The organism is Aeromonas sp. 1805 (assembly GCF_013085525.1).
GTDB lineage: Bacteria > Pseudomonadota > Gammaproteobacteria > Enterobacterales > Aeromonadaceae > Aeromonas > Aeromonas hydrophila.
The window spans coordinates 1-14,255 of the sequence record NZ_CP038515.1 but is presented as its reverse complement, the minus strand read 5'-3'; the positions used below and the strand labels follow the sequence as shown (position 1 = coordinate 14,255).

The following is a 14,255-nucleotide window of genomic DNA, read 5'->3' as shown; positions in this document are numbered from 1 at the left end:
CCTTTTCGTTGGCGCCTTTTGAGTTCGTTATTGTTCAAATTCACGTAAGGCTGAATTAATGGGGCCGGGCAAGTGACTGGCAGGGGCGGGGGTGGTTGCTCGGCACGGGCGGGCTTGTTAGCCTTCCCGCACTGACACAGGAGATAATAATGAGCAAGGTACTTGATGAGCTGCTGGCGTTGCTGGCGCTCGAGAAAATCGAGGAGGGCCTGTTTCGGGGCCAGAGCCAGGATCTCGGTCTGCGGGCCGTATTTGGCGGACAGGTAATGGGGCAGGCCTTGTCAGCCGCCAAGCAGACGGTGGCAAGCGATCGCCAGGTGCACAGCTTCCACTCCTACTTCCTGCGCCCCGGCGATGCCAACCGTCCCATCGTCTACGACGTGGAGAACATCCGCGACGGCCAGACCGTCTCCACCCGCCGGGTCAAGGCCATTCAGGGCGGCAAGCCCATCTTCTATCTCAACGCCTCCTTCCAGGTCGAGGCGGACGGCTTTGAACACCAGATCGCCATGCCGGCGGGGATTACGCCCCCCGAGCAGCTCAAGAGCGAGCTGGAGCTGGTGCGCCCCTACGAGCAGCAGATCCCGCCCGCCCTGCGCGACAAGATCATGTGCGAGAAGCCCATCGAAATTCGCCCGGTGACCCTGGTTGACCCGATCCGCCCCGATGTGCACGAGCCGCTGCGCCACGTCTGGTTCAAGGCCAATGGCCAGATGCCGGACGATCAGCGGGTGCACAAGTACCTGCTGGCCTATGCCTCCGACTTTCACTTCCTGTTCACCGCCCTGCAGCCCCACGGCGTGTCGTACTGGGAGCCGGACATGCAGGTGGCCACCATCGATCACTCCATGTGGTTCCACCGGGACTTCCGGCTGGACGACTGGCTGCTCTACGTGGTGGACAGCCCGAGCGCCAGCGCCGGTCGCGGCCTGGTGCGCGGCCAGTTCTTCACCCGCGACGGTGTGCTGGTGGCGAGCACGGCGCAGGAAGGGGTGATCCGCCGCCGCGGCAGTAACCCATGAGCAGGCAACATGGCCGCAGAGGGACGCCATGATGGTGTCTGACCTGCGCAGTTTTGCGCAGGTCAGACTTTGGGGCTTTACCCCCGACTACCCAAACGGCAGAGGAGAGACATCATGATCATACCCATCCTGCGCAGCTTCGATGAAGGCAAGCTGCGCGCTTTCTACCTCGATTACCTGGGATTTGTCATCGACTGGGAGCACAGGTTTGGCCCGGATATGCCGCTCTACTTGCAGGTCTCTCGGGGGGACTGGGTCATCCACCTTTCCGAGCATCACGGGGATGCCTGCCCGGGAGCGGCTCTGCGCCTTTCGACCGACAAGCTTGATGCCCTGTTTGCGGAGTGGCAGGCCAAGGGGTATCCCAACGCCAGACCCGCCATAGAGACCATGCCCTGGGGCTGCCGCGAGCTGCAGGTCCGGGATCCCTTCGGTAACCGGCTGGTGTTTACCGAGCCGTTGCCGTCGGAAGAAAACGCCTAATAAAAAAACGGGAGCCGATGGCTCCCGTTTTTTTATCTGCTTGCTCTATTAGGCCGCATCTTGCTCGGCGCTGAGCGCTGGCTCGTCGCTCTGGGCGAAACGGTCGGCCCACAGGGCGATGACGCCGTCGCCGGTGACGTTGCAGGCGGTGCCGAAGCTGTCCTGGGCCAGGTAGAGGGCGATCATCAGGGCGATGGAGGCCTCACCGAACCCCAGCATGGAGGTGAGCAGACCCAGTGCGGACATGACGCCGCCACCCGGGGCACCCGGCGCGGCGATCATGATGACGCCCAGCATCATGATGAAGGGCAGCATGGTGTCGATACCCGGAATGGCCAGATGCTCGGAGAGGAACATCACCGCGGTGGCGCAGGTCACCAGCGTGATGGTGGAGCCACACAGGTGAATGGTGGCGCACAGCGGCACGGTGAAGTTGGCGATGCCATCGCTCACGCCGTTGTTCTTGCTGGCCTGCAGGGCGACCGGGATGGTGGCGGCGCTGGACATGGTGCCCAGCGCGGTGAAGTAGGCCGGCAGCATGTTCTTGATGAGCTGGGCCGGGGAGCGGCCCAGGGCCAGGCCGGTGCCGACGAACAGCACGGAGAGCCAGAGCCAGTGCATGACGATGGCCATTACCAGTACCACGCCGAAGGTCTTCAGGGTGGCGAATACGGTGCCTTCCACCGTCATCTCGACGAAGACGCCGGCGATGTAGAAGGGCAGCAGCGGGATGATCACCTTGGCCAGCAGGCGGTCGATGATGTCACGGCCCTGATCGGCGACCCGGCGCAGATCGGTGGCCTGGGTGGCGCTGATGCCGATGCCGAACACGAAGGCGGCGGCCAGCGCCGACATCACCCCGAACAGTGGCGGGATCTCCAGGTTGATGTAGGAGGCGAGCTTGATGGCGCTCTCGGCGGTGGGCTCGGCGGCGGTGGTCAGGCGCGGGATCAGGTTGCTGGCCACGGTAAAGGCGAACAGGCCCGCCAGTATGGTGGAGCAGTAGGAGAGGGCGACCGTTTTGCCCAGCAGCTTGCCGGAGTTCTTCGGCAGGCTGGCGATGCCGCTCATGATGAAAAACAGGATGATGAGCGGAATGGTGAAGGTGATCAGCTGACCTATGACTGTCTTGGCCGTAAACAGCACGCGTGCGACCCATTCCGGGGCGTAGAGACCGAGCAAGAGACCGGCGAGGATGCCGGCAACCAGTTTGAGGACAAGTTTCATAAGTAAATCCAGGTGTTAGTGTCTGATTTTTTATTTAATTTTGATTTTAATGCCGCTTTTTAACACAAAATCCGCATCATGTCTGTCGTACGTGCGTTAATGTCGAGTTAAATATTGTTAAATGTGATCATGGTGGTGATAGCCACTGGCGAGATGAGTGCGAGGCGCGGTGGGTGATTAATTTGGCGCGCCCTTTCAGGCGCGGATCAGCAGGGCGTGCAGCCAGCGGCCATCCGCCTGCTCGCTCTCCCAGCACTGCTGCAGTTGCAGCGCGAGCGGGGCGATGAGCCGGCGCAGGCCGCCCTCATCGAGCCGGGTCTGGCAGAGGTGCACCTTGGCTGAGGGATCAGCAGGTGTGCTGCTGGTGGCAGCGAGCTGGCCACTGGGGTGGGGAAAGGCGCAATAGAGCGGCCCGGTAGGCTTGAGCAGGCCGGCCAGATGGGCCAGTGCGTCGCTGAGCTCGTCTGGCGTGATAGCGGGCAAGGCACCGCGCGCCCAAATGCCGTCATAGGGCACCACGCTGCGCAGCTGCTCGACGCGGCAGACCCGCACCGGCTGGCCGCTGCGCCGCGAGGCGATCCTGGCTTGTGCCAGGCGGGCATCGAAGGCCGTCACCACCAGCCCCTGCTGGCGAAAGAAACAGAGATCGTCGCCTTCGCCGCAGCCCGCCTCCAGCAGGTGGGCGCCCGTTGGCAGCAGCGCCAGAAACGATTGGCGCGCCGCTGACCATGGGTCGGCTGAGGGCGTGGCAACGGAGACTGGAGGGCAAGAGGAGGATGAACGGGACATGGCGGGCACCTTTGCTCTGGGGCGCAACTCAATTTCGGGGGCGTGACTATAGCAAACTTGAGCCAATTTGGCGCCGGGGCGCCAAAGGGATGGAAGGAGATGGAAGGGTGTGAGGCCGGGCAAGGGCCGCCAGTGTTCGGCCTTGCTGGCTCAAGGGCGACGGGCGGCCGGGCCGGTTGGCTGGGCGATCAGGGCGAACAGGCTGTCTAGCAGGAAGTCGGCCTCCTGGCGCAGATCGATGCGCTCCGGAAAGTGCAGCCAGTTGATGATGTAGCCATCCAGGGTGCAGTGCAGCAGGGTGGCGGCCCGCTGCAGATCCAGCCCCTGCGGCAGCTGGCCGAGGCGCACCGCATTGGCCAGGGTAGCTTCCAGATCCCGGAAGAAGTTGTTTGACTGGCTGCGCATGTGTTCGCGCAACGAGATGGCTTCCCCCTCCAACGACTCCAGGTTGAACATGATGGTGAACATCTGCTGATGGGCGGGCTCGGTGCTTATCTTGATGATCACCCCCTTGAGGAAGGTACGCAGCTTGCCGAGGGGGTCGGGCTCCAGCTCGGAGACGCAGGCATCGAGCTGGTGGGAGAGGGGTTGGCACAGCTCCTCCCAGAGGGAGACGAACAGCTCTTCCTTGTTCTTGAAATGCCAGTAAATGGCGCCCCGGGTCAGCTCGGCGGCCCTGGCGATGTCGGTCAGGCTGGTCTTGGCCAGGCCGTGTGAGCAGAACAGATCCAGGGCCGTACTCATGATGTGGCAGCGGGTCTGCTGCGCCTCTTCTTTGGTTCTTCTGGCCATCTCTGCGCGCACCTTGTAAAAGTAAAAAAAGTCACTTACATACATTTATGAATGTATGTATATTGCCTCATCTTTCCGATTTTACCAACCGGGTCCTATAAACCCTGTGGTTATTCATTGATAGACAGAGGCTCAGGTTCTCCATGCATAAACATATTCTCGCACGTTCAGTCGGCCTTGCGCTGCTGGCGAGCGGTCTGCTGACCGCTTGCGGCGAACAGGGCAGTGCCCAGCAGGGGCCCGGTGCGATGCCGCCGGCCGCGGTGGATGTCGTCACCCTGCACACGGCGCCGCTGCAGCTCACCACCGAGCTGACCGGGCGCAGCGCCCCGCTGCGGGTCGCCGAGGTGCGCCCCCAGGTGAGCGGCATCATTCTCAAGCGTCTCTTTACCGAGGGCAGTGACGTCAAGGCCGGCCAGCTGCTGTACCAGATCGACCCCGCCGTCTATCAGGCTGCGGTGGCCAGTGCCAAGGCCAACCTGGCCAAGGCGCAGGCCAACGAGCAGAGCGCCCGCCTCAAGGCCAAGCGCTATGCCGAGCTGGTGAAGGTGAAGGCCATCAGCAGCCAGGAGTATGACGACGCCGATGCGGCCTGGAAGCAGCAGCTTGCCGAAATCGGTGCCGCCAAGGCGGCGCTGCAGACCGCCAACATCAATCTGGCCTACACCCGCATCACGGCGCCCATCAGCGGTCGCATCGGCAAGTCTGCGGTGACCGAGGGTGCCCTGGTGACGGCCCAGCAGGCCGACAGCCTCACCTCCATCCAGCAGCTCGATCCCATGTATGTGGACGTGCGCCAGTCCACCGCCGATCTGCTGCGCCTCAAGCGCCAGGTGGCGGCCGGCAAGCTGACCCAGGACGAGCAGAAAGGCGCCCGGGTGAGCTTCCAGCTGGAAGATGGCTCCACCTACGGCGAAGAGGGCTCGCTGCAGTTCTCCGACGTGACCGTGGATGAGACCACCGGCATGGTGACCCTGCGGGTGATCGTCCCCAACCCTCATCAGCTGCTGCTGCCAGGCATGTTCATGCGTGCCACCCTGCAGGAGGGCGAGCGCGCCGAAGGGCTGTTGGTGCCGCAGACTGCGGTGACCCGTACCCCGAAAGGCGGCGCCACCGTGATGGTGGTGACGGCGGACAACAAGGTGGAGCTGCGTGAAGTGCAGCTGGGCCGCATCGTCGGCAGTGACTGGGTGGTGGAATCCGGTCTCAAGGCGGGCGAACGGGTGATCGTCGCCGGCCTGCAAAAGGTAAAACCCGGGGTTGTCGTGGCACCTGCTGAACAGAGTGCCGCTGCGCAGTCTGCCCAGGCGCCGGCCAATGCCCCGGCCAACAAGTAGGATGGAGTAGTCGCCTCATGGCACGATTTTTCATAGACAGACCCATTTTCGCCTGGGTGATCGCCCTGGTGATCATGCTGGCGGGGAGCCTGGCCATCATCAAGCTGCCGGTCGCCCAGTACCCGAGCATTGCGCCGCCGGCGGTGGGCATTTCCGCCAGCTACCCGGGGGCTTCCGCCAAGACGGTGGAAGACTCGGTGACTCAGATCATCGAGCAGAACATGACCGGACTGGATCACCTGCTCTACATGTCCTCCCAGTCGGACTCCTCCGGCCGGGTATCGGTCACACTTACCTTCCAGCCGGGGACCGACCCCGACATCGCCCAGGTGCAGGTGCAGAACAAGCTGCAGCAAGCCATGTCGCTGTTGCCGCAAGAGGTGCAGCAGCAGGGGATCCGGGTCCAGAAGACCTCCAGCAGCTTCCTGATGGTGGCCGCCTTCATCTCCAAAGATGGCGCCATGACCAACGATGACCTGGCCGACTACGTGGTGGCCAACATCAAGGAGCCGCTCAGTCGTCTGGACGGGGTAGGGGACATCACCCTGTTCGGCAGCCAGTACTCCATGCGGGTCTGGCTCGATCCGAACAAGCTCAACCGGGTGCAGATGACCCCGGGTGACGTACAGGCCGCCATCAAGGCGCAGAATACCCAGGTGGCCTTCGGCAAGCTGGGGGGCACCCCGGCGGTGAGCGATCAGCAGTTTACCGCCACCATCATGGGGCAGACCCGGCTCTCCACCGTGGAGGAGTTCAACGACATCCTGCTGCGGGTGAACCAGGACGGCTCCAAGGTGCGGCTCAAAGACGTGGCCCGGGTCGAACTGGCCGGTGAAAGCTACGATGCCGAGGCGCTCTACAACGGTCAGTCCACCGCGGCGGTCGCCATCAAGCTGGCGACCGGTGCCAACGCGCTGGATACCGCCGAGAAGGTGCGTGGCAAGCTGAATGAGCTCTCCACCTACTTCCCGGCCAACATGGAGATTGTCTACCCGTACGACACCACACCGTTCGTGAAGATCTCCATCGAGGAGGTGGTACAGACCCTGGTGGAGGCGATCTTCCTGGTGTTCTGCGTGATGTATCTGTTCCTGCAGAACTTCCGCGCCACCCTGATCCCGACCATCGCGGTGCCCGTGGTGCTGCTGGGAACCTTCGGTGTCATGTCGGCGTTCGGCTTCTCCATCAACACCCTGACCATGTTCGGTCTGGTGCTGGCCATCGGCCTGTTGGTGGATGACGCCATCGTGGTGGTGGAGAACGTGGAGCGCCTGATGAGCGAGGAGGATCTCTCTCCGCTCGAGGCGACCCGCAAGTCCATGACCCAGATCACCGGTGCCCTGGTGGGGATCGCCCTGGTGCTCTCGGCGGTGTTCGTGCCGATGGCCTTCTTCGGCGGTTCGACCGGTGCCATCTATCGCCAGTTCTCGCTCACCATCGTCTCGGCCATGGTGCTGTCGGTGCTGGTAGCGCTGATCCTGACCCCAGCCCTGTGCGCCACCCTGCTCAAGCCCATCAAGCATGGCGAGTTCGGTGCCAAGCGCGGTTTCTTCGGCTGGTTCAACCGGGCCTTCGACGCCAGCGCCAACCGCTACCAGAGCGGCGTGCGCAAGGTGGTCAAGCAAGGGGTGCGCTACGGCATCATCTACGCCGCCATGCTGGCGGTACTGGCCATCCTGTTCATGCGCATGCCCACCTCCTTCCTGCCGGAAGAGGATCAGGGGTCATCATGTCCATGGTGCAACTGCCGGTCGGAGCGACCAAGCAGCGCACCGAGGTGGTGCTGGCCGACATGCGCGACTACTTCATGAAAAACGAGAAGGACAATGTCGACTCCGTGCTGACGGTGGCGGGCTTCAGCTTCGCCGGTAGCGGTCAGAACAGCGGCATGGCGTTCATCAAGCTGAAAGACTGGAAGGAGCGCAACACGCCCGATCGCAGCGCCAATGCCATCATCGGCCGTGCCATGGGCTACCTGTTCAGCATCAAGGAAGCCCAGGTGTTCGCCTTCAACCTGCCTCCGATCCCGGAACTGGGAACGGCGACCGGTTTTGACTTCTTCCTGCAGGATCGGGCCGGCGTGGGCCACGACAAGCTGATGGCGGCGCGCAACCAGCTGCTCGGCATGGCGGCGCAGGATCCCAACCTGGTACGAGTGCGCCCGAACGGGATGGAAGATACCCCCCAGCTCGACATCAAGATCGACTACGAGAAGGCGTTGGCGCAGGGGCTCTCCATCAGCGACATCAACAGCACGCTCTCCAGTGCCTGGGGCTCTGCCTATGTGAACGACTTCGTCGACAGAGGCCGGGTCAAGAAGGTCTATCTGCAGGCGGATGCCCCCTTTCGGATGAACCCGGAGGATCTCAAGCTTTGGTACGTGCGCAACAGCGCCGGTCAGATGGTGCCCTTCTCCGCCTTTGCCAGCACCGACTGGAGCTTCGGCTCGCCACGGCTGGAGCGTTACAACGGCGTGCCGGCGATGGAGATCGTCGGGGAAGCAGCGCCGGGCAAGAGTACCGGTGACGCCATGGCCGCCATCGAGCAGATGGTGAAGCAACTGCCGGAAGGCATCGGCATCGAGTGGACCGGTCTCTCCTATCAGGAGCGGCAGGCGGGCTCTCAGGCGCCGGCCCTGTACGCCATCTCCCTGCTGGTGGTGTTCCTCTGTCTGGCCGCCCTCTACGAGAGCTGGAGCATTCCGTTCTCGGTGATGCTGGTGGTGCCGCTCGGGGTGCTGGGGGCCATTGTGGCCGCCACCCTGCGCGGGCTGGAGAACGACGTCTACTTCCAGGTGGGCCTGCTCACCACCATCGGTTTGTCAGCCAAGAACGCGATCCTCATCGTCGAGTTCGCCAAGGAGCTCTATGACAGGGGCATGGGGCTGAGCGAAGCCGTGGTGGAGGCGGCGCGCCTGCGTCTGCGTCCGATCCTGATGACCTCGCTCGCCTTCATCCTCGGCGTATTGCCGCTGGTGATCAGTACCGGGGCCGGCGCCAGCAGCCGTAACGCCATCGGTACCGGCGTGATGGGGGGATGATCAGTGCCACCGTGCTGGCCATCTTCTTCGTGCCGCTGTTCTTCGTGCTGGTTATGCGCTATTTCACCAAGCACAGCACCAAGCAGGCGCGTCTGGCCCATGCCGAGGAGATCAAACATGACTAAGACCCTGATCGCCCTGAGCGTGACGCTGCTGCTGGGGGGCTGTTCCATGGCCCCCGATTACCAGCGCCCGGCGCTGCCGCAAGGTGCCACCTGGCAGAACAACCAGGCAGGGGAGGCGGCAGTCTCCCCCTGGCGCCAGCAGTTTCTGGATCCCGCCCTGCAGCAGTTGATCGCCACGGCTCTTGAGAACAACCGGGATCTGCGCATCGCGGCCCTCAACGTGGAGGCCTACGAGGCCAGATACCGGATCCAGCGGGCGGCCCAGCTGCCGACCCTGGCGGCCAATGGCTCGGGTACCCGTCAGCAGGGATCAGACGATCTCAGCAGCACGGGGCAGGGCACCATCAGCAGCCAGTACGGCGCCAACATCGGCATCACCTCCTATGAGCTGGACCTGTTCGGCCGGATCCAGAGCCTCAAAGATCAGGCACTGGAAAACTATCTGGCGCAGGTGGAGACCCAGCGCAGCACCCAGATCGCGCTGATCGCCTCGGTGGCCAACGCCTATCTCACCCTGCTGGCGGATCAGGAGTTGCTCGCGCTGAGCGAGGCGACCCTGGTGACCGAGCAGGAGAGCTATGGACTGACCGAGCACAAGTACCGGCTGGGGGCCGCCTCCGAAATGGAGCTGGCCCAGGGCCGTACCGCGCTGGAAAGCGCCAAGGTGAGCCTGGCCCAGTATCAACGGCAGGTGAAGCAGGATCGCAACGGCCTGGCGCTGCTGCTTGGGACCGGCGTCCCCGCGCTGATGACCCAGCCGGCAACCCTGGCCGAGGTGCAGCTGGCGGGCATCCCGGTGGGTGCTCCATCCAGTCTGCTGCAACAGCGCCCGGACATCCTGGCGGCCGAGCACAGCCTGAAGGCGGCCAATGCCAATATCGGCGCCGCCCGTGCGGCCTTCTTCCCGACCATTTCGCTGACCGCGACGGCGGGCACCGCCAGCAACCAGTTGAGCGGACTGTTTGACGGCGGCACCGGCACCTGGACCTTCATGCCGCAGATCAACCTGCCGATTTTTGACGGCGGCAAGCGCATCGCGGATCTGGACGTGGCCGAGGTGAGCACCAGGCAGGCGGTGGCGAGCTATGAGAAGAGCATCCAGACCGCATTCAAGGAAGTAGCGGATACGCTCGGCGCCCAGGCTGACTACCAGCAGCAACTGCAGGCGCAGCAGGCACTGGTGGAAGCAAACCAGACCTACTTCAAGCTGGCGGAAGTGCGCTACGAGAAGGGGGTGGACAGCTATCTCACCCGGCTTGATGCCCAGCGTTCGCTGTTCAGTGCCAAGCAGGGGCTGATCAGTACCCGTCTGGCGCAGCTGAGCAACCAGGTTGCGCTCTACAAGGCCGTCGGCGGCGGCTGGCAAGCCACCGATACCGAGGGTGACAAGGGCGAGCGTCAGCAGTAGGCACACTCATACCTTCCATCAGCAGGTCAATACGGGGCGAACCATCGGGTTCGCCCCGTTTCTTTTGAGCAAAAACATATACATATGAAACCTGAGTGACATAATACGTCGTTCGGGTAATGGGCACTGTATCAACAGAGGGGAGCAAGTGGGGGAGGAGTGATACCATGCCTTGCCTGCTATCCGCTGTTGCCCCTTGTCATGGCGTCTCACTGAGCGTTGCTCAACAGAGTGTCAATCGGCCTCTTTTGTCATGGTAAAACAACATGTTTTTTACAGGGGCCGAGCCTGGAGAATTAATGAACAAGCAGCAGATCTACCACGGCGAATGCGGTTGTTTTGGCTGTTCAAGCCACTAGGAAAGACGCTAGAATCCACATTTTGCCATTGAGGGGCATGGAACTTTCTTCGTTGTTCCTTGTCAGGCGGTCAGCATCTCTCGTACAGACCAACATTTTGTCATCATGGACGGTGACAGGACTATCCCAAGCTGGAGGGCATCATGGCCAGCAACGCACACAATCCGGTTAAAGCAGCAATCTGGGGGCTGTAACTCAGGGGCGGTAGCTATTGTCTTTTTCTTGGTTGGTGCCAGAAATTTGCCGCTTGAGCGAGCGTTTCCACTGCCATGAACTATTCGTAACAGGTTCAAGAAAGAACCAAATTTCTATTAATTTTCAAGAGCATACCTATGAAAATTCTTGTCACTGGTGGCGCTGGCTTTATCGGCTCGGCGGTTGTTCGTCATATCATCCGGGATACCAACGACTCAGTTATCAACCTCGACAAACTCACCTATGCGGGCAATCTGGAATCCTTGGCCAGTGTCGCAAACAGTGAACGTTATGCCTTTGAACAGGTGGATATCTGCAACCGCGCCGAGCTGGATCGAGTGTTTGCCCTGCACCAGCCAGATGCCGTGATGCACCTGGCCGCCGAGAGCCATGTTGACCGCTCCATCACCGGCCCCGCCGACTTCATCGAGACCAACATCGTCGGCACCTACATGCTGCTGGAAGCGGCTCGCGCCTACTGGAACGGCCTGGATGAGGTACGCAAGGCGGCCTTCCGCTTCCACCATATCTCCACTGACGAGGTGTATGGCGACCTGCCCCATCCGGATGAAGTGGCCCCCGGTGTGGCACTGCCGCTCTTCACCGAAACCACCCCCTATGCGCCCAGCAGCCCCTATTCTGCCTCCAAGGCTTCCAGTGACCATCTGGTGCGCGCCTGGCGTCGTACTTACGGCCTGCCGACCATCGTCACCAACTGCTCCAACAACTACGGTCCTTATCACTTCCCCGAGAAGCTGATCCCGCTGGTGATCCTCAACGCGCTGGATGGCAAACCGCTGCCGGTGTATGGCAAGGGTGACCAGATCCGTGACTGGCTCTATGTGGAAGATCACGCCCGCGCGCTTTATACCGTGGTTACCACAGGTGCCATCGGCGAGACCTACAACATCGGCGGTCATAACGAGAAACAGAATCTGGAAGTCGTGCATACCATCTGCGATCTGCTGGATGAAATGGTGCCCAAGGCCGGCTCCTACCGCGATCAAATCACCTATGTGGCCGACCGCCCTGGCCATGACCGCCGTTATGCCATTGATGCCAGCAAGATGAGCGCCGAGCTCGCCTGGCAACCGCAAGAAACCTTTGAATCCGGTATCCGCAAGACAGTGCAGTGGTATCTGGATAACCAGCAGTGGGTCAACAACGTGAAGAGTGGATCCTATCAGTCCTGGATCGATCAGCAGTACGGGGAGAAGAAGTAATGAAAGGTATTATTCTGGCAGGTGGTTCAGGCTCTCGTCTTCACCCCATCACGCGTGGCATTTCCAAGCAACTGCTGCCGATTTATGACAAGCCGATGATTTACTATCCCCTCTCGGTGCTCATGTTGGCAGGTATCAAGGATATTTTGATCATCACGACGCCCGAGGATTCGGAAAGTTTCCAGCGCCTGCTTGGCAACGGTGAGCAGTTCGGCATCAATCTGCAATACACGGTTCAACCGTCACCGGACGGACTGGCCCAGGCCTTTATTCTGGGTGAGGAGTTCATCGGCCAGGACAGCGTCTGCTTGGTGCTTGGCGACAATATCTTTTTTGGTCAGGCCTTCGGCAAGCAGTTGCAAAAGGCGATAGCCAATCAGGAAGGGGCCACCGTCTTTGGTTACAAGGTTATGGATCCCGAGCGTTTTGGCGTCGTTGAATTCGATGAAGAATTCCGTGCCAAGTCCATTGAGGAAAAACCGGTAAAACCGAAATCGAACTGGGCTGTCACCGGTTTGTACTTCTATGACAACTCCGTCATCGAGATCGCCAAGAGCATCAAGCCGTCTGAGCGTGGTGAGCTCGAAATCACCAGCGTCAACCAGGCATATCTGGATCGTGGCCAGCTGAAGGTAGAACAGCTGGGCCGTGGCTTCGCATGGCTTGATACCGGTACCCATGACTCTCTGATTGAAGCTTCTCAGTTCGTGCAAACCGTTGAAAAGCGTCAGGGATTCAAGATCGCATGTCTTGAAGAGATTGCGCTTAACAATGGCTGGTTGAACCGTGACCAAATCAAGGCTATTGGCAGCAGCATGGTGAAAACTGGTTATGGCAAGTATTTGTTGAGTCTGATCAAATAAGAGATATCGACATGAATGTAATCAAAACAAAAATTGCAGACCTGCTGATTATTGAGCCGAAAGTGTTTGGCGATGAGCGCGGTTTCTTTTATGAAACTTACCAGGAAGTGCGTTACAAGGCCGCCGGAATCACGGCGGATTTTGTCCAGGACAACCGCTCGCGTTCTACACAAAATGTACTGCGTGGTCTGCATTTCCAGAAAACCAAGCCACAGGGAAAACTGGTCACTGTGACCCAGGGTCGTGTATTTGATGTTGCTGTTGATTTAAGGCCAGCTCTCCTACCTTTGGTCAGCATGAATCTGTCTTGCTGACAGGAGAAAACAAGGTTCAGTTTTACATTCCGCCTGGATTTGCCCATGGTTTCTGCGTACTGAGTGAAACGGCCGATTTCCAATACAAATGTACCGATTACTATGACCCGACCGATGAAAGCGGGTTGCTGTGGAATGATCCCGCGCTGGGGATAGAGTGGCCGTTGACGGCGCCACTGTTGTCACCGAAAGACAGTGTGCAACCCACGCTGGCCCAGATCCGTGACAACCTGGTGAATGGGTGGTGAGCATGAAACGTTACACAGTGTTTGGCGGGCGGGGCTTTATCGGCAGCGAGATCGTCAGCATGCTGGAAGCTGCTGGCCAGAATGTCTGGGTGCCGCCGCGCGATGATGAAAGTGTATTCGACACCGATCTGGGGACTGTGATCTACAGTGCGGGACAGGGTGACTGCAAGAATGCTCCGCTGGGGGTGTTTGATGCCAATTGTCGTTTGCTGGCCGATCTGCTGGCACGAGGCAAGTTTGAGCGTCTCCTTTATGTCTCTTCCACCCGTGTATACATGAACCAGGACTCGGCGGCAGAAGGAGATGACCTGAAAGTATGTTCCGATGATCAGCGCCGGTTGTTCAACCTGACCAAGCTGGTATCAGAAGAACTGTGCCTGAAAAGTGGGCGCGATATCACTATTGTCAGACCAAGCAATGTCTATGGTGTTGCTCTGCACAGTCCGCTCTTCCTGCCGGCGATCACCCGTAATGCAATCAATCACGGCAAGGTCGATATGTATATTGACCAGGATTATGCAAAAGATTACGTTTCGGTCACGGATGTTGCCCGCGCCTGTATAACCTTGGCCACTCATCCTGAGAGTGTGGGACAAATCATCAATATCGCTGCGGGATATAATATTACGGCTAAGCAAATAGCGGATGTCTTACATAAATTCACAGAATGTGAAATCGTGTGGCATAAGATTGCTTTCCCGAATGAAAACTTCCCTCAGACAGCAATCACTAAGATCATGTCTTTCATCCCTGATTATCAACCAAGGAATGTACTCGAAGACATTGAGCTGATGATAGCAGAATTTAAAACTCATTTGGCTGCACACTGA

The 14,255-nt window shown here is 60.1% G+C and carries 10 protein-coding genes and 2 pseudogenes; 9 read left to right on the top strand and 3 right to left on the bottom strand.

Going from position 1 to position 14,255, the window contains the following annotated elements:
* Positions 1-149: 149 nt before the first annotated feature.
* Complete coding sequence (gene tesB / locus E5E96_RS00060; RefSeq protein WP_011706717.1) at positions 150-1,022, top strand: acyl-CoA thioesterase II; 873 nt, start codon at positions 150-152, stop codon at positions 1,020-1,022.
* A gap of 114 nt (positions 1,023-1,136) precedes the next feature.
* Positions 1,137-1,505, top strand: a complete 369-nt coding sequence (locus E5E96_RS00055) for a glyoxalase superfamily protein (RefSeq protein ID WP_171281277.1) — start codon at positions 1,137-1,139, stop codon at positions 1,503-1,505.
* A 48-nt stretch (positions 1,506-1,553) separates the two neighbouring features.
* On the opposite strand, the gene E5E96_RS00050 is transcribed toward E5E96_RS00055, so the two are convergent.
* The 3 genes from E5E96_RS00050 to E5E96_RS00040 form a co-directional block, all read right to left on the bottom strand.
* Positions 1,554-2,732 (bottom strand): dicarboxylate/amino acid:cation symporter, encoded by a 1,179-nt coding sequence (locus E5E96_RS00050; RefSeq protein WP_043121647.1) that lies wholly within the window; start codon positions 2,730-2,732, stop codon positions 1,554-1,556.
* A gap of 195 nt (positions 2,733-2,927) precedes the next feature.
* Positions 2,928-3,521 carry a bifunctional 2-polyprenyl-6-hydroxyphenol methylase/3-demethylubiquinol 3-O-methyltransferase UbiG gene (locus E5E96_RS00045; protein ID WP_171281276.1) on the bottom strand — a complete coding sequence of 198 codons (594 nt, stop codon included), beginning with the start codon at positions 3,519-3,521 and terminating at the stop codon, positions 2,928-2,930.
* A gap of 150 nt (positions 3,522-3,671) precedes the next feature.
* Positions 3,672-4,313, bottom strand: a complete 642-nt coding sequence (locus E5E96_RS00040; protein WP_171281275.1) for a TetR family transcriptional regulator — start codon at positions 4,311-4,313, stop codon at positions 3,672-3,674.
* A gap of 143 nt (positions 4,314-4,456) precedes the next feature.
* On the opposite strand from E5E96_RS00040, the gene E5E96_RS00035 reads away from it, so the two are divergent.
* From E5E96_RS00035 to E5E96_RS00005, 7 genes and pseudogenes are all read left to right on the top strand, one after another.
* Positions 4,457-5,650, top strand: a complete 1,194-nt coding sequence (locus E5E96_RS00035) for an efflux RND transporter periplasmic adaptor subunit (protein WP_029299706.1) — start codon at positions 4,457-4,459, stop codon at positions 5,648-5,650.
* 17 nt (positions 5,651-5,667) lie between these two features.
* A pseudogene (locus E5E96_RS00030) lies at positions 5,668-8,815 on the top strand (efflux RND transporter permease subunit).
* Positions 8,808-10,223 carry an efflux transporter outer membrane subunit gene (locus tag E5E96_RS00025; protein ID WP_171281274.1) on the top strand — a complete coding sequence of 472 codons (1,416 nt, stop codon included), beginning with the start codon at positions 8,808-8,810 and terminating at the stop codon, positions 10,221-10,223. The pseudogene E5E96_RS00030 and the gene E5E96_RS00025 overlap by 8 nt, the downstream one beginning before the upstream one ends.
* 691 nt (positions 10,224-10,914) lie before the next feature.
* Complete coding sequence (rfbB, locus tag E5E96_RS00020) at positions 10,915-12,000, top strand: dTDP-glucose 4,6-dehydratase (RefSeq protein ID WP_171281273.1); 1,086 nt, start codon at positions 10,915-10,917, stop codon at positions 11,998-12,000.
* Positions 12,000-12,863 (top strand): glucose-1-phosphate thymidylyltransferase RfbA, encoded by an 864-nt coding sequence (gene rfbA, locus E5E96_RS00015; protein WP_017410381.1) that lies wholly within the window; start codon positions 12,000-12,002, stop codon positions 12,861-12,863. The genes rfbB and rfbA overlap by 1 nt, the downstream gene beginning before the upstream one ends.
* 11 nt (positions 12,864-12,874) lie before the next feature.
* Positions 12,875-13,425 (top strand): annotated as a pseudogene (gene rfbC, locus E5E96_RS00010) (dTDP-4-dehydrorhamnose 3,5-epimerase).
* 2 nt (positions 13,426-13,427) lie between these two features.
* The gene (locus E5E96_RS00005; RefSeq protein ID WP_171281272.1) at positions 13,428-14,255 is read left to right on the top strand and encodes an NAD(P)-dependent oxidoreductase; all 828 of its coding nucleotides are present in this window, start codon (positions 13,428-13,430) and stop codon (positions 14,253-14,255) included.

Coding starts and splice junctions, on each gene's coding strand:
- E5E96_RS00055 (WP_171281277.1), top strand. CDS start 1,137: ATGATCATACCCATCCTGCGCAGCTTCGATGAAGGCAAGCTGCGCGCT.
- rfbB (WP_171281273.1), top strand. CDS start 10,915: ATGAAAATTCTTGTCACTGGTGGCGCTGGCTTTATCGGCTCGGCGGTT.
- tesB (WP_011706717.1), top strand. CDS start 150: ATGAGCAAGGTACTTGATGAGCTGCTGGCGTTGCTGGCGCTCGAGAAA.
- E5E96_RS00025 (WP_171281274.1), top strand. CDS start 8,808: ATGACTAAGACCCTGATCGCCCTGAGCGTGACGCTGCTGCTGGGGGGC.
- E5E96_RS00005 (WP_171281272.1), top strand. CDS start 13,428: ATGAAACGTTACACAGTGTTTGGCGGGCGGGGCTTTATCGGCAGCGAG.
- E5E96_RS00035 (WP_029299706.1), top strand. CDS start 4,457: ATGCATAAACATATTCTCGCACGTTCAGTCGGCCTTGCGCTGCTGGCG.
- E5E96_RS00045 (WP_171281276.1), bottom strand. CDS start 3,521: ATGTCCCGTTCATCCTCCTCTTGCCCTCCAGTCTCCGTTGCCACGCCC.
- E5E96_RS00050 (WP_043121647.1), bottom strand. CDS start 2,732: ATGAAACTTGTCCTCAAACTGGTTGCCGGCATCCTCGCCGGTCTCTTG.
- E5E96_RS00040 (WP_171281275.1), bottom strand. CDS start 4,313: ATGGCCAGAAGAACCAAAGAAGAGGCGCAGCAGACCCGCTGCCACATC.
- rfbA (WP_017410381.1), top strand. CDS start 12,000: ATGAAAGGTATTATTCTGGCAGGTGGTTCAGGCTCTCGTCTTCACCCC.